The sequence below is a fragment of the Desulfitobacterium dichloroeliminans LMG P-21439 genome (genome assembly GCF_000243135.2).
GTDB classification, from domain to species: Bacteria; Bacillota; Desulfitobacteriia; order Desulfitobacteriales; family Desulfitobacteriaceae; genus Desulfitobacterium; species Desulfitobacterium dichloroeliminans.
The window spans coordinates 1,593,212-1,612,320 of record NC_019903.1 but is presented as its reverse complement, the minus strand read 5'-3'; the positions used below and the strand labels follow the sequence as shown (position 1 = coordinate 1,612,320).

Sequence of the window (19,109 nt, the reverse complement as noted above, 5' to 3'; positions counted from 1 at the left end):
GGGCATCGCAAAACTACTTTTTAGAGTAGTTAGCGATGCCCCCATACCGATTTTCTCTATGATTTTCTCTATTATGGTTAGGATTGAAGATGACCTTTTAATAAATCAATCACTTGCTCTTCGGGCAAGGGCTTACTCATTAAATATCCCTGTATGGCATCGCATTTATATCTCATTAAGTATTCTTTTTGTTCCGGTCTTTCGACACCCTCGGCAACAACCTTCAAACCCAGTTGGTGTGCTAAGGTCACAATCATTCCGGTCAAATTTTTGCAATCTTGAGCATCATGGATGTCATCAATAAATGATTTATCCACTTTTAAGGTTGATATAGGCAGTTGCTTGATGTAATTGAGCGAGGAATATCCTAGGCCAAAATCATCCAAAGATATTTTAATACGATTTTCTTTAAGACTATTTAAAACATTGTGGATTTTTTTATCTAAAAATTCGATGAGCATTGTCTCGGTAATCTCCAGTTCTAAGCGGTTGGGTTCAAGGCCATTTTCCTGTAATACCTGGAGAACGTTTTCCACAAATTCCTCCTCTTGCAATTGCAGTGCAGAAATATTGACCGCCATCGTTAATTCATGATGGCCCATGTCATGCATTCTTTTAAGAAAAGCACATGCTCGCTTAAGCACCCAGTCCCCAATCGGCACAATCAACCCTGTTTCTTCAGCGATACCGATGAACTTATTGGGAGGAATGAGGGTATCATCCTTTTGCCAGCGAATTAACGCTTCTAAGCCAAGGACTCTACCTGTATAAGGATCAACCTGAGGCTGATAATGGAGTATGAACTCTTCATTAACAATTGCTTTGCGTAGATTGTTCTGGATCTCGGCCTTCTCAGCCACAGCCTTCTTCATTTCCTGATCAAACACCACAATTTGGCGCTTGCCTATTTCCTTTGCTCTATGCATGGCTGTATCCGCATTGATTAATAATTCTTCATAATCATCCCCATCATCAGGGTAATATGAAATGCCGATGCTGGCCGAAACATAACACAATTGGTTTTCAACACTAATGGCCTTTTCGAATTTTGCCATAATCATATCCGCAAATCGTACCGCATCCTGTTTCTCGGAAATATTGCCAATCAAAATAAGAAATTCGTCTCCAGCTAACCTGCTCACCACATTGTTCTCGACAATTTGAGACAAACAATGACTAATCGCGACCAAAAGCCGATCCCCCATGGGATGTCCAAAGGAATCATTAATCATTTTAAAATTATCAACATCCAGAAACAAAATCGCCAACATCGTCCCATTCTTACTGGCAATTTCTATCTCGCGCTCAATAATCTCTTGTATCTTAGCCCGATTGGGTAGCCCTGTGAGAGAATCATGGTAAGCTAAATGCCCTATTTTCAGCTCTTGCTCTTTAAGAATTGAAATATCCCGATGGGAGCCCACCATTCGATAGGGTGTTCCACTTTCGTCAAACATCACTTTGCCAAAGGAACGGATCCACTTATAAGCCCCGCTTTTATCCTTTATGCGATAATCGCTAAAATATCTTGAGGTTTTCATCGTAAGATGCTCTGCTAAATTGTGTTGAAAAGACGACAGATCCTCTGGGTGAATGAGGGACATCCAGTCCTCTATCCTTTGAATTTCCTCTCCATAATATCCAAGAGCATCCAGGGTTTTAGTAGAGAAGACTCGTGTATTAGCGATCATATCCCAATCCCAAATAGTATCGATTGCTGCATCTAGCACCAATTGATAGAGCTCTTGAGTCTTTTTCAATTGGTGCTGATGATCAATTAATTCGTCGAACTGACTTCGAAGTTCTTCCTCGGTAGCCGTAAGCTCTTCATGCATTGCGGAAATTTCTTCGTTTGAAGTGCGCAAGCTTCTTTCCACCCTTTTACGTCTACGAACATTAGCCAAAAGCACCCCAATCAAGAAAACGAGCACCAAAAAGACCGCACTTGTGGTATAAACCAAAGTTCTATAGGTATCCATAAACGAGAAGGGTTTATTAATCACGATGCTATTTTCAGGTATCAAATCCTTAGGAATAGCAAAACGTTCTAATTCGTTGTAATTAAGCCCCGTTACAAAGGTTTCTTTTTCTAAAATCGGCAATTCAGTGATATTTTGACCAGCTAAAACCCTTAAGGCCTGCTCACCAGCATATTCTCCTTGGAGAAGACCACTTACAAGATTGCCCCCTATTACTCCGCTATCCAGGAGAAACTCATAGAGGGAATACACCGGAACACTGCTGCTTTCACTGATTTGCCTTGCAGCGGTTTCCGGAGAATAGATGATGCCATCTCCATCCATATTGTAGGAGCCAATTATAACGATGCTGTCTTTTTCGAGGGTCGTTACCTTTTGCATAATTTCTTCGATGCCTAATACACTTAAACTATAAGCTACAAGATTTGTTCCTTGGTTAGAATTCAGAGCTTGGATGCTCTTCGTCACATCTTCGCCGCTAGACCTCCCGCTTTCCGACAGGTCGTGGACTATATAAACATTCCTCAATTGCGGATTAAGCTGTAAGGCCAGTTTAAGGGTGCCTTCCGAATCAAGGCTTTCATAGACTCCTGTCACTCTGTCATGACCTTGCAATAATACATCAGCGCTACTCTTTAGAATACCACTGAAAACAATCGGGGCATTCGAAAAAATTTCTTCCCGATGTTTTAGGGCAAATTCCAAAGCAATATCGTCGGTGGTTAAAAGCATATCAATCTTCTTATCTGTGTATTTTGCCGCTAAATTGGTAAATAGGTGATCCAGATGGTCAGCTGTAGGGTACCTCTTCCAGTCGATATATTCGATATAAACAAGCTGTTCACTTAGATTATGGAATTTTTTCAAAATCCCTTCTGTTTGATCATCCGTCCACTTTAATCCTTGATGATAAGAGTTCAAGATAAGTATGTTCACTGGTTCTTGGACAGCAAAGCCTGAGGCCGGTACAACGCCCCCTAGGAGAGTGATGATGACAAAGATAATAGCAATGCTTCTTCCCTCTTTTTTATACCAGTCGAACACCTTACTCATAGGGCCCCTCCTCACTCAATGTATTCGCTTTAAAATTTCTGAATATTCTTTCTATATTCTTCATAAAATTGGATATTCCTTCATAATAATTCTTATTAATAAAAAAGGGTTATTAAAGCCCAGAAGCTTTTTTGCATCTGGACTTAATGTCATTTCCGCAATATATGATTCTTCAATTCAGCCAGCCCATGAACTTCATTAATCAAGATATTATCCCTATGATGTCCTTTTTCCATAAAGAACATAGAAAGCGCCCCCAGTCCTACATGGGTCCCTACGGCAACTCCCATCTGCATGATATAAATTTCACCTTGAAACTCCGTATCCTTCTCAAGCTTAAGCTTAAGATTTTCTGCAAAGGTCAGATCTGAAGTATAGCCGATAATAATAAAGTCAGTGTATTCCGGATCGTTTCTCCTTATAAACTCTGTAACATAATGCTCGAGGACTCTTTTCCGTCCACGTTCTTTGGCCACGATGGAACCTTTCCCCTTTTTCATGGTCATAATTGGCTTAAGCTTCAACAGCTTACCTACGAATGCGCTGGCATTGCTCAATCTGCCACTCCGGATTAAATGATCAAGATCATCCACGGATAGATAATGCTTCACATTGGTTTTTTTGTTTTCAACAAATTCTACGATTTCTTCAAAGCTGGCGCCAGCTGCCCTCATTTTGGCACTCTTGAGAATAAGCCAGCCACTGCCGTGACTCATACACTTAGAATCTACAACATGGAGGACACCAGCTAAATCCGGGTGTTCTTCAACAAAGTAAGCTTGGGCTAAAACAGCGGACTGATAAGCTCCACTCGTCCCGCTGGACATACAGATGCAGAGGATTGATGTATGACCGTCTTGAAGAGCTTGGTTAAAAATCCTTAAATATTCGGTCGGACTTGGCATTGCGGTTTTGGGTTCAGCGTCTAGACCTTCAATCATGCCATAGAATTCATCGGGAAAAATATCAATTCGATCCCGATAATCCTTATCACCAATATTAATGGTGAGAGGAGCAATATCGATATTATACATTTCAAGCACTTCATCAGATAAATCACAGGTCGAGTCCGCAACAATTTTAATCATTTTTACCCCCAGTTTTTTTGGTTGTGAGTATTCTAACGAGCTTTTACTGAATTCGTCAAATTATTCTCATTTCCTTCAAAATTAAAAAATATAATACAAAAATCCCCCAAAAAGGACCAAAATGGTCGAACTCGGGGGATTTCACTTAGCACTATTATTTCATACTATTTACTTCACGCTACTTACTTCGTCTTCTATTTCCTGATCACATGATCCGAAACAACTCCTATCCCACCAAAGACAAAAGCTTTATCAAGAGAAAGAGTATTGAGGTACTCAACGACCGTATCCTTAGCACCATTCACTCTGACAAGGATAAGGGGGGTATTATTCTTCGCTGCCCAGACAGCACCCGTTAAAGCATCAGGGTAGTTTTCACCGGTAGCAACGGAAATGGCGTTGTATGGACTTCTTGTTTGAAAATGCTTGGCGATTTCGAGCGCTGTGTCGTAGCGGTCATCACCACCTAACCGATTAATTGTAACCCCCAGAGCATCCAGTTCCAGATCCACCGCCATGGAAACTACCCCAAGACCTCCGGAAATAATGACATTTTCTATTCCCCAATCCTTAATCGCTTGCTTAGTATCATCTCTTAAGCTGTCCCTATGGGTAAAGAGAATGGGGATACCCTCCTTTGCTGCATAAGGGGCGATAGCTAGGGTATCAGGGAAATTATCCTGTGTTGCAATGATTACAGTGTCAAAGGAGGATAGCTTTCTGAGCTCTTCTCCAACTTTTACCGCAGTATCAAAAACTTCAGGACCACTGATGCGAATCACCTGATAAGATTGCTTAAGTTGCTCTTCAATCGCCCTGGATACGGAAGTGTAATTACCTAAGATAGTAATAGTTTGAGCACCAAGACGTTGAATTTCCGCGCTTGTGCTTAGGTCTAGCCGCTCTGAAGGAGTGATCAAGATGGGGGCGTTTTTCTGGTAGGCCAAGCTCGACCCTACCAAGGCATCAGGAAAGTTATTACCATTAACGAGGAATACTTGTTCAGCTTTTTCCCATCCCCGTTTGCTGATGGCTACAGCCGTCTCATAGCGATTATCCCCTCCGAGGCGTTCTACGTCCTTGACCTGGATTTGTGTTGCATTTTCTGTGGTGCTATCCGTGCTTGTATTAGGGGCCATGATTAACTTTCCATTGGCTTCCTCAAAATTACCAATGTATAATAGACCCTCGTCACTCCTGCCTTGAATATATTTGGAGCCAACGGCTACATAGCGATCTCCAAGTGCGAGAAGATTCATCAAATAACGATTACGACTTCCCACATCTTCTTTATCCCAAAGCCTCACCCCCTGGGCATCATAGCGAAGAGCAATAATCTTTTTCGCCTCAGGCATATAGCTGTCTCCTACCACCGTATAAGTCCCATCTTGACCCTGGGCCACCCCAGAAAAGCGTGTATAGGCCTGATTTTTATAGGTATCATACCACTCCACTTGTCCCGCTGAATCAAATTTTCCTATCCAACCCTCTTCATTTACATTACTACTACCATCGGTTTTGCGTTCAACATAAGTCCCTTTTCCGACAACGATGAAACCTTGATCCGCTGTAGCCTTAATATCTTGAAATCCATTGCTTGAAGAGTAGATTAAGCGTTGATACTCGGGGTCAGTTAAGTCCACCGAGGTCTTCCAAGTCAAACGGAGATCAGCACCGATTTTCACGATGATACCCTTGAGCAGGCTCGTTCCCGTTCCCTGCATATCTCCATCTTGGCTGCCACTATGCCCTACCGCGACTTGGCTTCCATCCGCAAGCAAGACAAGGTCATTAAAGCCATCATCGGAGGATCCACCGAAGCTATAAGCACCCATAAATTTGCCGGAACGATCATAGGAAGCATAGATAGCGTCACTATTCCCTTGGGAAATTTTAGCTAGATCACCATCGATCGACCCAGATTCTCCAACCACAAGGAAACTTCCGGCCTCTGTCTCGACAACTGCATTGAAAACATCCAGCTGTCCTCCGCCAAAATCCCTCGACCACTCCACCTCACCGGTAGGACTAAACTTGACGATAATGGCATCCCCATTCAGGTTGTCCTGCCCTTCCTCGCGAATCATTTTACGCGAATTAAGCATATCCATATCGACGGAGTAACTAGACCCCGCAGCAATATAACCTCCATCCTTGGTCTGCCTTACGCTTTGAAAACTATCGATTGAACTACCGCCGAAGGTTTTCACCCACTGGACCTCAGCTTGATTAGAAAACTTCACGATGATTGCATCTGAGTGTTTTTTATTAAGCCCTTCCAGGTGGCCATTATTTGAGCTACTATGCCCCACCACCACGTAACCTCCATCTCGAGTCTGATCCACTGCGTTAAACACTTCCCAATTGGAACCGCCAATGTATTCAACTGTGGGGGATGAAGCCGCTAAAGCAGTCGAAGGAATCAACAGCAAAAAGAAAACTGCTAAAAGGGTTAATTCTCTTACTCGTTTTTGGATATTTTGATACAATCCGATCTCTTTTATCACACTCATAGTTACTGTCCTCCCTTTCATTTGCTCTAAACCTGGAAGTGATACATACAAACTTTATACATACAAACATAATTCATAGACATACCGTAAGCGCCTAATAAGGTAGTGTATAGCCCCATCTCGGAAACTATGAGACAATCCTCGTAAATTGAAGTTTTTAGAGTTTTTCAAGTAGACTTGAAAAACTTCAAAGGAGGATTAAAGTGGATACTCAGAAAGTCACACAAAACTATCGATTGAAGAAATGGACTCGACTTATTAGTGAATGTCGCAGCAGTGGGCAAACAGTCTCCGCATGGTGTGCTGAACATAATATTCATCCAAGTAGTTACTTCTATTGGTTGAGACGAGTCCGCACTGCCGCCTGTGAGGCTCTTCCGGCACTTCAAAACGAAAACAATTCTATCGTACCCGTATCCTTTTCACTTCCCCAGGTCAGTTCTCCGGCGACAGATTCCTTGTCACCAGCGATCGTGGTTCGCTTAGATTCCGCAAGTCTAGAAATTCATAACACTGCCTCGTTGAACTTAATCGAGAATACTCTTAGAGCACTTCAACATGTTCGGTGACATCTCTAAGGCCGAGAAAATCTACCTCGCCTGCGGGTATACCGACATGCGTAAGTCCATAGACGGACTGGCAGCCCTAGTTCAGCAAAACTTTCAGCTCAACCCCTTTCAAAATAGTTTGTTTCTCTTTTGTGGCCGTCGGCATGATCGACTGAAGGCACTCTATTGGGAAGGGGATGGCTTTGTTCTTCTGTATAAGCGACTTGAAAAGAGCAAATTCCAATGGCCCAAGAATGCTGAAGCAGTTCGCGGGATTACCCGCCAGGAATTCCGCTGGCTTATGGAAGGGCTGTCTATTGATCAGCCTAAGGCCGTGAAAAAGTGGGATTCCACAGGCTGCTTTTCGGTATAAAGAAATGGCCCAAACCTGCATGGTTACTGGACTTTATGGCGTTTTCATGCTATACTAAATGCAGTGAGAAACGCAAAGGATTTTAGGGCTGATGAGTGAAGTAAAATCGGTAAAAACTCTTGAAAACCGCATCACCGAACTAGAGAAGGAAAACAAACTTCTTCATGAAACCGTTCATCATCTGACCCGTAAACTCTTTGGTCGAAGCTCTGAGAAGACATCCGTCCTTTCTGTGGGACAGATGTCTCTTTTTGATGAAGCAGAAACGGAATCTAATCCTAAGGCTGTGGAACCGGACCTTAAGCAAATCGAGGGGTACCAGAGAAAGAAATTCGACGGTCAGCGCAAGGAACTTTTGAAAGACCTTCCCCATGAAAAGCGGTTCTGTACTCTCTTAGAAAATGACCGGTCCTGCGAAGAGTGTCAGACGACACTGGTCTCTGTGGGAGAAGAGTTCGTGAGAACCGAAATTGAATTCATCCCTGCAAAAGTAAGAGTAATCGATATTTACCGCGAAACCTTCGAGTGCCGTAGCTGCCGTAAGAATAACTTGCCCTATATGGAGAAAGCACCTGTACCTTCTCCAGTCATTCAGCACTCCATGGCATCTCCCTCCACAGTAGCTTGGGTAATGCATCAGAAGTTTGTCAACGCGCTTCCTCTGTACCGTCAGGAAAAGGAGTGGAAGACGCTGGGCGTTGAATTAAGCCGTGCAACCATGGCCAATTGGATCATGGTCGCAGCCCGAGATTGGCTGACCCCGCTTTTGCAACGGATGCATCAGAAGCTCTTGGAGGAAAACTTCCTGCATGCTGACGAGACTCCCGTTCAAGTCCTCAACGAAGAGGGCCGAAAGAATACCACGGATTCCTACATGTGGGTTTACAGTACGGGCAAACACTGTAAGCATCCCATCCGGATCTTCGAGTACCAACCGGGTAGAAGTGGTAAATATCCTCAGAAATTCCTAAAAGGATTTAAAGGATACCTCCACTCGGATGCCTACTCAGGCTACCAAAAGGTGGAGGGAATCACGCGATGCCTGTGCTGGGCTCATGTTCGAAGGAATTTCGTTGAGGCCCTGCCAAAGGATATCCATAGCCCGGAAGCCACTTTGGCAAGCGATGGGGTTCGATTTTGTAATGAACTCTTTGAGATAGAGAAAACTCTTGAAGGGTGTTCAAGAGAAGAGCGACAATCCGAGCGTCTGAAGCAGGAACAACCTGTTTTGGAGGCCTTTTGGGTATGGGTGGATTACACTAAGAACAAGGTTCTCCCTAAATCTAAACTTGGGCAAGCTCTTAATTACGCCATAAACCATAAACAGGAATTGATGAATTATCTGTTGGATGGAAACTGCGCCATCTCGAACAACTTAGCCGAAAACAGCATCCGCCCCTTTACGATCGGACGAAAAAACTGGCTGTTTAGTGGAAGCCCGAAAGGAGCAACTGCTAGCGCTGCCGTTTACAGCATGATTGAAACGGCTAAGGCCAATGGCCTGAATCCCTATAAATATCTTTGCTTCATCTTTAAAGAGTTACCCGGGGTGCAGTTCGGTCAATACCCAGAATTTCTTGAAGATTATCTGCCGTGGAGTCCAGATGTACAGGCTGTCTGCAAATAGGGTAAAAACTTAGTTTATACTGGTTTTTACCCTTTTTCTATACACCGACTTGTTTGACGCTTACGACATACCAATCTAAATCTTTATATAAACTTACCACAGTTTTCAGAAAACAGTTATTAAATAATAATAAACAAAAACTTACTAGAATCTTAAGAATCTTAGTAAGTTTTTGTTTATTTATGACGTATTCATTTATATATATCTGACTGTCAATAAAATATTATATCGAATACTACACTATGCAATTACGAGTTACTTGAGCCCTGTTCCTTCACTTCATGAATTAAAGCCTTAAAGCCGGGCAATGCCCTTTCAATAGTCGCGTAATTTACGCAATAAGCAATTCGAGCATACCCCGGGCAGGAAAACGCGCTACCTGGGACAATCAGGATATTCTTTTCCTTGGCTAGATTGCAAAATTCAACATCATTCTCCAAAGGTGTCTTAATAAATAGATAGAAAGCTCCTTCTGGCTTGATACATTCATAGCCGAAAGATACTAATCCATTATAAAGAAGTTCCCGATTCCGATTGTAGCTTTCTAGGTCCACTTGAGCATCGAGGCACTTGGCAATGACCCGTTGAAAGAGAGATGGTGCGTTGACAAACCCGAGGATCCGATTGGCGATATTAGCCGCACTGATCAAGTTGTCGAAATCGGTTGCTTGGTTTGGAATCACTAGATAACCAACCCGCTCACCAGGCAAAGAAAGGGACTTGCTAAAGGAGTAACCGACGATAGTGTTCTCATAATACTTAGTCAGATAGGGCACTTCCACCTGATCATAGGCAAGCTCCCGATAAGGTTCATCGGCGATCAGGTAAATCTCTGACCCATATTCCTTTTGCTTTTCGCGAAGAATATCTGCGAGGAGCATGATCGTCTCTTCCGAATACACAACACCGGTCGGGTTGTTAGGAGAATTAATGAGGACTGCTTTGGTCTTCATGTTAATCTTCCTCTTAAGCTCTTCGAGATTGGGCTGAAAATCCGCAGTATTTGGTGAGACAACAACGAGCTGGCCCTGATGGTTTCGCACATAATTGCGGTATTCTCCAAAAAAGGGTGCAAAGGTAATGACCTCATCCTCAGGGTTGAGGAGGGTTTTAAATACAACATTTAAACCACCTGCAGCTCCCACGGTCATCAAAATGTTTTCTGCAGTAAAATGTGTAGCGAAGCGTCGATTCAAAGAATCTGCAATAGCCGCTCTTACATCCTCGAACCCCGAATTATTCATATAGCCATGAACAGCCATGGAGTTCTCTTCATTAATAATCTCTAAAATTGCCTTTTTCACTTCATTGGGTGGTTCCACGCTAGGGTTACCCAGACTAAAATCATAAACATTTTCAGCACCATGGATCGCCGCTAAGCGTTTTCCTTCTTCAAACATAGCACGAATAATGGAGTTGCTTTTGACTTGTTCCCTCATTGCTTGAGAAATCATAGAGATCCCCTCTTCTCTTCATATCGCTGAATCTCTATTATCATAGCACCAAAATCCAGATTACCGCAATTATTAGTTCAATCGTACAAAACAGAGAAACCGCGTATTTGCCACAACAGCAAATTCGCGGCTTCTCTTATATCAACTCTTTCTAATAATCTTTTCTTACTCCAAACTCCGCATTTTCCACCCACTCCTCCGAATGGCTAAGTAAGGTGACTAATTCATCAATGATGGAATAATGCTCTTTTTCCTGTTGGATTAGGTAGTTGAAAAGTATACGAGCTTCGTCATCAGTTGCTTCAGATGCGTACTTTTCATAGAGATTTATGCTCTCTCTCTCATTTTCCAAGGCTGCCCGATACACATCAATCTGACCGGGAATCACTTTGATTTCACTTTTAACACTATCCTTATTGCTAAAGACATGTTTAGCTGTCGCCAGAGTCTCATTAGGTTCTAAGGTATAATCTAGTTTCTTCGCTTTCTGCTCTAATATTTTTGCGTGCATTCTTTCATCATCAGCCAACATTTGAAAGACTGTGTGCAAACTAGTATCTTTATTAATTTCTGCTTGTTCCCTGTAGTATTGTTCTCCTTCAAGTTCCATTTTAACAGCAAATTCTAAAGCGTTCATTGATAATCCCTCCACTTTTATTGAATTTCACGTAGCAGACCACCCAAGTAGCGTAGGACACCATGAAATCGGTTAATTTTTCTAATTATAACATAAAACTTAATATTCTCAAATTATAATACTTTTAGGTATTCAGCCCATAAAGCCCAAATGTTCCAAAAGGATTTTTACACCCATCAGAATAAGAATGACGCCACCAAAGAATTCCGCCTTGGATTTATAGCACTCCCCAAAGACATTGCCAATCTTGACCCCAAGAAAGGAAAAAATGAAGGTGATCACCCCAATCATAGAGACAGCAGGAAGAATGTCCACTCGCAAAAAGGCAAAGGTTACACCGATGGCCAAGGCATCAATGCTTGTAGCAAGAGATAATACCAACATATCCTTCAAATTAAACCGATCCTCGATTACTTCACAAGGGCCACGGGATTCCTTGATCATATTAAAACCAATAATGGAAAGGAGAATAAATGCGATCCAATGATCAATGGAGGTAATATAAGACTCAAACCGAGTTCCCAGTATGAATCCAATCAAGGGCATTAAAGCCTGAAACCCTCCAAAAAAGGCCCCCGTGATTAACGCTGTCTTATAGCTCATCCGTCGCATGGACAATCCCTTGCTGATAGCCACTGCAAAAGCATCCATTGAAAGCCCGATGGCAATTATGAACAATTCAATATTTCCCATTGATGATACTCCTAACTGCTTTATATTGGTTTAGTCAAAAGCAAGACTCACGGGCAGCTTTTATTAAAACTACCCATGAGTCTTGCTTTTTAAGACAAGCCAGACCCGAAAGTCATGATGTTGACTTGCCACACAGCACAGCTATGCTAACTACTCCCCCATGGAAACGCCATATTGACAATTATTATATCATTTACCCATAGCTTTTCAACATTTTTCTGGTTAACCTTACATACCGCACTGCTTTTGTTATCCCTCTTCTACAATGTGACATCCAGTGAGGAATCCACTATAATGACAATAGAACGATGATCTATACCCCTTAAATATAACCTAGAGAGGAGGATACTATGCGGACTGGCAAATCACTGGGGCGAAGCTTACATACTCCCCTTACTGATGAAGAAAAACGCGACCGCCCTAAAGTAACTAAAGCCTTTCTTAAGCGGGTCTTTAGCTACCTTCTTCCCTACTGGCCAAGACTTGCCTTAGTATTCTTCGCCATTATCGTATCATCTATCCTCGGCCTCTTGCCGCCCTTATTATCTGGGCGAATTATAGATGACGGATTGATAGGGAAAGACTTCAATCTACTTACCCAATTAATTCTTCTTTCCTTTATCGTTTTGATCGCTGCTAATTTGATCAATGTCTTTGAAAGCTACCTTACTACCTGGGTCGCCCAGCATATCATCTATGATATGAAAAATCAGATGTATGAACATCTGCAAAAAATGTCCCACCGTTTCTATACCAACAACAATCAAGGCGACATTATCACCCGCATGACCACAGACATCAACGGCATTCAGAACGTGATTGTCGGGACTTTAACCCAGATTGTCAGCAACTCGATTATCCTCATCACGACCTTAGTCGCCCTATTTCAGAAAAACTGGATCCTCGCCCTAGTTAGTGTCATTATTGTTCCACTCTTCATCTACCCCACCCATCAAGTGGGTAATCGCCGTTGGTCCATTACCATGGCCAAGCAAGAGCACAGCGATACTTCCAACCAGCTATTTAACGAGACCTTAAGTGTCAGCGGACAACTGTTAGTCAAGTTGTTTACACGGGAAAACAAAGAGTTTAAAAAATTCGAAAAGATCAACCAGGCCATCACCCGTCTCAGTATTCGCGAGTTTCTCGTCGGCAAGTCGTTTCGGGTCATCTTTGATACCTTCATCAATATGGGGCCCATGATTATCTATCTGACCGGAGGCTTTCTAATGATTAAGATGGGATCTGGCCTAACGGTTGGGGATGTCACTGTCGTTGTAGCCCTCTTGGGTCGGCTATATCGTCCGGTGGGTGTACTCCAGACAATTCAGGTCGATGTTATCCGCTCCCTGGCCCTATTTTCACGTATTTTTGAGTATTTTGATATCCCTGTCGAGATTCAAAACAGCCCCAATGCTATTATCCCGAAGAGCTGTGCAGGAAAAATTATCTTTGATCATGTCTCCTTTCATTATGACGGCAAACCTATCTTAAAAGATGTGAATCTAACCATAGAAAAGGGCAAATCTGTGGCCATCGTAGGGCCTTCCGGGACGGGGAAATCCACCTTAGTCAATTTAATTCCTCGTTTATATGATGTAAGAGCAGGTAGGGTGCTCCTCGATGGACTGGATATACGAGATCTAGATTTGACCTTCCTTCGTCAAAATATCGGCATGGTTTCCCAGGACACCTATCTCTTTAATGGGACCATTCGCGAGAATCTTCTCTATGCCGACGAATTGGCTAAAGAAGAGGATTTAATCAGGGTATGCCAAGAAGCCAATATCTATGATTTTATCCAAACCCTTCCCGAGGGCTTCGACACTTTGGTCGGCAACCGTGGCTTAAAGTTATCCGGTGGTGAAAAACAGCGGCTCTCGATTGCCAGAGTTCTCCTCAAGAATCCAAAGATACTCATTATGGATGAAGCGACTTCCTCCTTGGATTCCATCAGCGAGTCCTATATTCAGGAAGCCATCGAGCCTATCCTCAAAGGGAGAACCAGTGTCATTATCGCCCATCGCCTCTCTACCATTATGGCCGTGGATGAGATTATTGTGCTCCAAGACGGGGAAATCGTCCAACAAGGAACCCATGGGGATTTAGTCGTACAAGAAGGTATCTATAAAGAGTTGTACGACACCCAATTTAAAGCAGCTTTAGAGGATATTAAAAATGACCTAGGAAGGTAATATCAACCATCCAAAGGTCATTTTTCTTTTTAAGTCATGCACTTCCTAAATCGTGGCCATTTTGAATTAAGTGAAGGATCTTTTGCGAATAAAGCGCTTTAACCTTGAGGATTTAAGGTGCGCTTCAGAAACTCTCGCGTCCGCTCTTGATTCGGTCGATTAAAGATTTGCTCAGGAGATCCTTCTTCAGCAATGACCCCTTTATCCATGAAGACGACTCGGTCAGAGACTTCTTTAGCAAAGCCCATTTCATGGGTAACTACCAACATGGTCAATCCCGAATCAGCCAGTTCCTTCATAACCTTCAATACCTCTCCAACCATCTCGGGGTCCAAGGCAGAAGTAGGTTCATCGAACAACATGACGTCCGGTTCCATGGAGAGGGCACGAGCAATGGCGACCCTTTGCTTTTGGCCTCCGGACAATTGTCTGGGCTTAGCATTGATATACTGATCCATGCCCACAACTCTGAGATATTTCATGGCCACTTCCTCGGCCTCGGCTTTAGAGCGCTTCAATAATTTGATTTGACCAACCATGCAATTACTCAACACATTGTGGTTATTAAACAGATTAAATTGCTGGAAGACCATCCCTAATTTCTGACGATACTTATATACATCATGCTGATCATCCAGAATGTTTTCCCCTTTGTAGATAATTTGGCCACCGCTGGGTTTCTCGAGAAGGTTAATGCAACGCAGCAGGGTTGATTTACCCGAGCCGGAGGAGCCAATAATGCAAACCACTTCTCCCTTGTCTACTGAAAAATCGATGTCCTTCAAAACTTCGTTGGCACCAAAGGATTTGCTTAGATGTTGAATCTCAATGATCTTTTCCATGGTTTCACCTCCTTCTTACTGATTAATTTTGAGTACGCCGGAGCATATCTTCCGGTGTTTCCACCTGCATTTGATTCATAATGTAGCTTTCCGGTCCATCCATTTTCCTTTCAATGTAACGAAGAATGCGGGTTACAGTGAAGGTCATGATAAAGTAGATAATGCAGGCGACGAAGAAGGATTCAAAGTATCTAAAGTTGTTGCCGGCAATGGACTTCGTTTGGAAATAGAGCTCCGTTACGGCGATTACGTTAAGAACTGAGGTATCTTTAATGTTGATTACAAATTCATTCCCGGTAGCCGGAAGAATATTGCGAATCACCTGAGGTAAGACCACGTTGATCATCGTCTGAAAGTGATTCATACCGATGGCATGTGCTGCCTCAAATTGTCCTTTATCTATAGATATAATTCCGCCCCGTACAATCTCTGACATATAGGCCCCGGTATTAATCGAAACGATGAAGATTGCCGCAAATAACTTATTCATATGAATATCAAACGCCAAAGCAGACCCATAATAGATAACCATCGCTTGCACGATCATTGGAGTGCCTCGGAAAAATTCAATATAAAACCCTAAAATTCCGTTGACTATTTTAAGAAGTATCCTATTAAGTCCTCGTTCCGGATTAGGTATCGTTCGAATAACACCGATAATCAGGCCGATGGCCGAACCAATTAATGTTCCTGTAATGGAGATCAAGAGAGTAATACCCGCTCCACGAAGGAACATCGGCCAATTCTCGGATAATATTCGGATAATCCACTCTACGCTCATTATTCTCCTCCTTGTAAGATAGATATTGGGTTAAGGTTATAAAACCTACCCGAACGTTCTTTGAAACCATAATCCTTATTGTTCAGATGAATGAGCTGACACTCTACGTAACCAATATCGCTAAACCTCTGGTATAATCATTTTTGGTCAGAGAGATAGATGTGCGTTCCTCCTGGATCCCTCTTTTGAGGCTTATCCGTGAAAAAGCGTGTCACTCCACAAGAATGGTTCGATGTTTAGCTGGTTGGGTCACGTTCTCGTGTTACCCGTTTCAAATGCAAGGTTGTTGACATTCTTTTTTAGTGGATGCTCTGATTCATCTGTTGAAAGGTTGTGTTAATTTGTCCCAGTTTCTTCATGATTTTGTTGTTGGAATCGATGTTTCTTCTGAATTCTCAATCGTTGCAATGCTCGCTCCCTCCGGGGAACTAATCCGCAAACCTTTTCGGATTGATCATAATCCTGCTGGCTTTCATAAACTGCTCGATATCCTAAAAAAAGAAGAAGAGCGGTTAGAACGAAAGCCCATCTACTTCGTAGAATCTACGGGTATCTTTCATTTACCACTCTTCTTCTTCTTGAGGTCGAATGACCTCCAAGGTTTTGTGCTCAACCCCTTGAGTGTTCATTCTATCAAAAACTTTGACTTAAGAAAAGTGAAAAATGATCAAAAAGATGCTGAAGCGATTGCTAGGCTTGCTAAATACCAAGATGTTAAGTTTTCTCTGGTTCCTGAGCCTCAAATTCTGGCTCTACGCATGATGACCCGAGAATATTATGCTTTGTCGGATACCCTCACTGAGATGAAGAATAGGCTATGCACCGATCTCTATCTTCTTTTCCCAGGATTCCTTGATGTGTTCTCTAATATCTTTGGCAAAACAGCTTTAACCGTTCTGAAAAAGTTCCCTTCACCGCGAGCCATTCAGGCGGCTGATACAGAATCGCTAACTTCGCTTATTTCGAAAATCAGTCGTAAGGGTACGGCTTGGGCCGAAAAGAAGGTGAACTTACTCAAGGACTGCGCGCAGCTTGCCTCATCCATGCCTCATGAGTTCTCTTTGCTGGATGCTAAGATCAAAGTCCATATCGATGGGATCAAAAGCATGCAGGCCAGTTTAGACGGGATTGTAAAGCAAATTCATGCGATGATAGACTCTGAGCTCTTTCCTGCTGATGCCAAGCGGAATATTGAGCTTCTTGATGGCATACCCGGTATTGGCTTTCTAACGGCTGCTACGCTCATTGCGGAGATGGGAGACTTCAGTCTTTTCAAGTCTGCTAAGGCCTTTACAGCCTTCTTTGGGATTGATCCATCTGTCAATCAGTCTGGAAAATTCCAAGGTGACAGAAACAAAATCTCTAAGCGTGGCACACGGATAGGGAGAAGAATTCTGTTTACCATCGCTATGGCTTCCATTCGTACAACGCGCAAAGGTGATGAGATTAATCCGGTTCTGCGAGAATTCTACGCGGCAAAATGCGTTAACAAGAAGAAAAAGGTAGCTCTCGTAGCCGTAATGCATAAACTTCTCCACTACATCTTTGCTGTTCTTCGTGACCAGAAACCCTTTGAGATCAGGCAACCTAAGGATCATCAATCCTGGAGAAATACAAAGCTCAGTCAAGCACCTGCGGCTTAAACATCTCTTTGTTACATGGTTGTAAGTTTGCCCGTGTCAAGGGTGATGCGAGGAATACCGGAGGCCCTTAGGCCGAGGATATGCTCGCCATCATCCCATTGACACGGAACAACACCAGAAGCTTGAAGACGGCAAAGTCTCTTAAGCCCCAAAGTATTACCCCATATTAAAGAGAGTTTGCCTGGCAAGCGCCGAGCGTTTCGTTCCCTCATACATCGATTTGGTCATTGTTCGGATTTTTCAATGGCTTGGTTTCCTGTACCCATTTTTTCTTGGACCTTGAAACTAATCTTTTTTACATTACACCTTGACTTTAATTAGCTGGTCTTAATTACTATGAACCTCAAAAAATGGGGTATCCAGATCTTAATCGCGATTTGCAAAGTATAAAACCGACTGCATGAAATGTAGCCGGTTTTATACAATAATTATTCGCAGTAGCACAAATGTTCCGAAACTATACTTAGTTGGCTGCAGGCTGATTCTTAATAGCCTCATCCATGATCTTGACCCGATCTTCCTCAGAGATACCCTTCAAGATTTCATTGATTTTGGCTGTGAGCTCGCTTCCTTTAGCAACTCCTACAGCAATAGCTGTATCTTCAGCCGAGGTTTGGAACCCTTCTGTGAATTCTACCATTTTATAAGCACTATTGGCTGCTTGAGCACTAACCCCTTCGGGACGCTCTGAAACATATCCATCAATCATGCCTGATTCTAAAGCTACCCGCATGGCTGGGAAGTTATCCATAGCTGTCTCTTTAACGACCCCATTGATTTGGTCAATAACGCTGTAATGGAAGGTATTGAGCTGGGCAGTGATTCTAGCACCTTTAAAATCTTGAATTGACTTAGCGTTTTCATAGGCGCTACCGCTCTTAACGACCATAATGAGATCTGATTGATAATAGATATCGGAGAAGTCAATGGTCTCTTTGCGATCTGCAGTAGGAGACATCCCCGCAATAATAGCGTCAATCTTGTTCGAGGTTAATGATGGCACAAGCCCATCCCATTCGGTTTTAACGATGACTAGCTCTTTGTCTAAGCCTTCGGCAATTCTTTTGGCGATTTCCACATCGTAGCCACCGGCATATTCGGCACCACCATCAATTTTCACCCCACCCTTGGCCGCATCCATTTGCGTCCAGTTAAAAGGAGCATAACCTGCTTCAAGACCTACTCTGAAGACTCCCTTTTCCGAACCTGCAGGGGCCTTAGTGTCCCCTGCCTTTTGACCGCCGCTCGAGCCACAACCTGTGACAAGTAGCATAGCCGATAAGACCACTGCACCCAATAATGATAATTTTCTCTTCATTGATGAACCCTCTCCTTCTTACATCCTTCTTATTTAAATTGTTTACAAAAATAAATGAGACCTGAGACGGAGCTCAGGTCGCAAAAATCATGTTGCCTAAATACCCCTCTTTTCCCCCGCCGAGATAGCACAACTCAATAAACTGGGACGTTCATTGAGACAGTTCTACAGTTATTCACTGCAGACCCAGCAGACAATACTGAGCGTATTATTAGCTTCGGCGATATTTCCTTCTCCTTAGTATCATCACTGCTCCTGTTCCAAAAAGGACTAATAAATACCGCGCCTCTACCCCACCCAAAAAGTGAGGTGTGTATGAAATTATGTTAAGTCTACAATACTAAAACTTATCTGTCAACCGCCCT

Annotated in this window: 15 protein-coding genes and 1 riboswitch; of the genes, 5 read left to right on the top strand and 10 right to left on the bottom strand. The window is 42.9% G+C overall.

What is annotated here, in order from left to right; translation table 11 throughout:
* Nucleotides 1–77: 77 nt before the first annotated feature.
* The 3 genes from DESDI_RS07605 to DESDI_RS07595 form a co-directional block, all read right to left on the bottom strand.
* The gene (locus tag DESDI_RS07605; protein WP_015262054.1) at nucleotides 78–3,032 is read right to left on the bottom strand and encodes an ABC transporter substrate binding protein; all 2,955 of its coding nucleotides are present in this window, start codon (nucleotides 3,030–3,032) and stop codon (nucleotides 78–80) included.
* Nucleotides 3,033–3,181: 149 nt separating this feature from the next.
* Nucleotides 3,182–4,120: a DegV family protein gene (locus DESDI_RS07600; protein WP_015262053.1), complete on the bottom strand. Its 939-nt coding sequence runs from the start codon at nucleotides 4,118–4,120 to the stop codon at nucleotides 3,182–3,184.
* 194 nt (nucleotides 4,121–4,314) lie between these two features.
* The gene (locus DESDI_RS07595; protein WP_015262052.1) at nucleotides 4,315–6,633 is read right to left on the bottom strand and encodes a cell wall-binding repeat-containing protein; all 2,319 of its coding nucleotides are present in this window, start codon (nucleotides 6,631–6,633) and stop codon (nucleotides 4,315–4,317) included.
* A 203-nt stretch (nucleotides 6,634–6,836) separates the two neighbouring features.
* Here DESDI_RS07595 and tnpA point away from each other — a divergent pair, with 203 nt between their 5' ends.
* The 3 genes from tnpA to tnpC all read left to right on the top strand — a co-directional run bounded on the left by tnpA (nucleotide 6,837) and on the right by tnpC (nucleotide 9,181).
* On the top strand, nucleotides 6,837–7,202 hold the full coding sequence (tnpA, locus tag DESDI_RS07590) for an IS66 family insertion sequence element accessory protein TnpA (RefSeq protein ID WP_015261246.1): 366 nt from the start codon (nucleotides 6,837–6,839) through the stop codon (nucleotides 7,200–7,202).
* Nucleotides 7,192–7,554 carry an IS66 family insertion sequence element accessory protein TnpB gene (gene tnpB / locus DESDI_RS07585; RefSeq protein ID WP_015261245.1) on the top strand — a complete coding sequence of 121 codons (363 nt, stop codon included), beginning with the start codon at nucleotides 7,192–7,194 and terminating at the stop codon, nucleotides 7,552–7,554. Before tnpA ends, tnpB begins: the two co-directional genes overlap by 11 nt.
* A gap of 91 nt (nucleotides 7,555–7,645) precedes the next feature.
* Nucleotides 7,646–9,181 (top strand): IS66 family transposase, encoded by a 1,536-nt coding sequence (tnpC, locus tag DESDI_RS07580; protein ID WP_015262051.1) that lies wholly within the window; start codon nucleotides 7,646–7,648, stop codon nucleotides 9,179–9,181.
* Nucleotides 9,182–9,429: 248 nt separating this feature from the next.
* Here tnpC and DESDI_RS07575 read toward each other — a convergent pair whose 3' ends face one another.
* From DESDI_RS07575 to DESDI_RS07565, 3 genes are all read right to left on the bottom strand, one after another.
* Nucleotides 9,430–10,635: a pyridoxal phosphate-dependent aminotransferase gene (locus DESDI_RS07575; RefSeq protein ID WP_015262050.1), complete on the bottom strand. Its 1,206-nt coding sequence runs from the start codon at nucleotides 10,633–10,635 to the stop codon at nucleotides 9,430–9,432.
* A 151-nt stretch (nucleotides 10,636–10,786) separates the two neighbouring features.
* Nucleotides 10,787–11,272: a ferritin-like domain-containing protein gene (locus tag DESDI_RS07570; RefSeq protein ID WP_015262049.1), complete on the bottom strand. Its 486-nt coding sequence runs from the start codon at nucleotides 11,270–11,272 to the stop codon at nucleotides 10,787–10,789.
* 132 nt (nucleotides 11,273–11,404) lie between these two features.
* Nucleotides 11,405–11,965, bottom strand: a complete 561-nt coding sequence (locus tag DESDI_RS07565; protein ID WP_015262048.1) for a manganese efflux pump MntP — start codon at nucleotides 11,963–11,965, stop codon at nucleotides 11,405–11,407.
* Nucleotides 11,966–12,315: 350 nt separating this feature from the next.
* Between DESDI_RS07565 and DESDI_RS07560 the strand changes: the two genes are divergently transcribed.
* Nucleotides 12,316–14,160: an ABC transporter ATP-binding protein gene (locus DESDI_RS07560; RefSeq protein ID WP_015262047.1), complete on the top strand. Its 1,845-nt coding sequence runs from the start codon at nucleotides 12,316–12,318 to the stop codon at nucleotides 14,158–14,160.
* A 98-nt stretch (nucleotides 14,161–14,258) separates the two neighbouring features.
* Here DESDI_RS07560 and DESDI_RS07555 read toward each other — a convergent pair whose 3' ends face one another.
* Nucleotides 14,259–15,002, bottom strand: coding sequence for an amino acid ABC transporter ATP-binding protein (locus DESDI_RS07555; protein ID WP_015262046.1), 744 nt, complete (start codon nucleotides 15,000–15,002; stop codon nucleotides 14,259–14,261).
* Nucleotides 15,003–15,024: 22 nt separating this feature from the next.
* Nucleotides 15,025–15,783 carry an amino acid ABC transporter permease gene (locus tag DESDI_RS07550; RefSeq protein ID WP_015262045.1) on the bottom strand — a complete coding sequence of 253 codons (759 nt, stop codon included), beginning with the start codon at nucleotides 15,781–15,783 and terminating at the stop codon, nucleotides 15,025–15,027.
* Between the two features lie 341 nt (nucleotides 15,784–16,124).
* On the opposite strand from DESDI_RS07550, the gene DESDI_RS07545 reads away from it, so the two are divergent.
* A complete protein-coding gene (locus DESDI_RS07545) occupies nucleotides 16,125–17,426 on the top strand; it encodes an IS110 family RNA-guided transposase (protein WP_015261055.1) in 1,302 nt (433 codons plus the stop codon).
* Between the two features lie 11 nt (nucleotides 17,427–17,437).
* Here DESDI_RS07545 and DESDI_RS17875 read toward each other — a convergent pair whose 3' ends face one another.
* The gene (locus DESDI_RS17875) at nucleotides 17,438–17,638 is read right to left on the bottom strand and encodes a hypothetical protein (protein ID WP_156801096.1); all 201 of its coding nucleotides are present in this window, start codon (nucleotides 17,636–17,638) and stop codon (nucleotides 17,438–17,440) included.
* 251 nt (nucleotides 17,639–17,889) lie between these two features.
* Nucleotides 17,890–18,744 (bottom strand): transporter substrate-binding domain-containing protein, encoded by an 855-nt coding sequence (locus DESDI_RS07540; protein ID WP_015262044.1) that lies wholly within the window; start codon nucleotides 18,742–18,744, stop codon nucleotides 17,890–17,892.
* A gap of 117 nt (nucleotides 18,745–18,861) precedes the next feature.
* A riboswitch (Lysine riboswitch) is annotated at nucleotides 18,862–19,043 on the bottom strand.
* Nucleotides 19,044–19,109 lie beyond the last annotated feature (66 nt).

What these genes read in the sequence shown, in the direction of transcription:
- DESDI_RS07605 (WP_015262054.1), bottom strand. Translation starts at nt 3,032, where the DNA reads ATGAGTAAGGTGTTCGACTGGTATAAAAAAGAGGGAAGAAGCATTGCT.
- DESDI_RS07600 (WP_015262053.1), bottom strand. Translation starts at nt 4,120, where the DNA reads ATGATTAAAATTGTTGCGGACTCGACCTGTGATTTATCTGATGAAGTG.
- DESDI_RS07595 (WP_015262052.1), bottom strand. Translation starts at nt 6,633, where the DNA reads ATGAGTGTGATAAAAGAGATCGGATTGTATCAAAATATCCAAAAACGA.
- tnpB (WP_015261245.1), top strand. Translation starts at nt 7,192, where the DNA reads ATGTTCGGTGACATCTCTAAGGCCGAGAAAATCTACCTCGCCTGCGGG.
- tnpC (WP_015262051.1), top strand. Translation starts at nt 7,646, where the DNA reads ATGAGTGAAGTAAAATCGGTAAAAACTCTTGAAAACCGCATCACCGAA.
- DESDI_RS07575 (WP_015262050.1), bottom strand. Translation starts at nt 10,635, where the DNA reads ATGATTTCTCAAGCAATGAGGGAACAAGTCAAAAGCAACTCCATTATT.
- DESDI_RS07570 (WP_015262049.1), bottom strand. Translation starts at nt 11,272, where the DNA reads ATGAACGCTTTAGAATTTGCTGTTAAAATGGAACTTGAAGGAGAACAA.
- DESDI_RS07565 (WP_015262048.1), bottom strand. Translation starts at nt 11,965, where the DNA reads ATGGGAAATATTGAATTGTTCATAATTGCCATCGGGCTTTCAATGGAT.
- DESDI_RS07560 (WP_015262047.1), top strand. Translation starts at nt 12,316, where the DNA reads ATGCGGACTGGCAAATCACTGGGGCGAAGCTTACATACTCCCCTTACT.
- DESDI_RS07555 (WP_015262046.1), bottom strand. Translation starts at nt 15,002, where the DNA reads ATGGAAAAGATCATTGAGATTCAACATCTAAGCAAATCCTTTGGTGCC.
- DESDI_RS07550 (WP_015262045.1), bottom strand. Translation starts at nt 15,783, where the DNA reads ATGAGCGTAGAGTGGATTATCCGAATATTATCCGAGAATTGGCCGATG.
- DESDI_RS17875 (WP_156801096.1), bottom strand. Translation starts at nt 17,638, where the DNA reads ATGAGGGAACGAAACGCTCGGCGCTTGCCAGGCAAACTCTCTTTAATA.
- DESDI_RS07540 (WP_015262044.1), bottom strand. Translation starts at nt 18,744, where the DNA reads ATGAAGAGAAAATTATCATTATTGGGTGCAGTGGTCTTATCGGCTATG.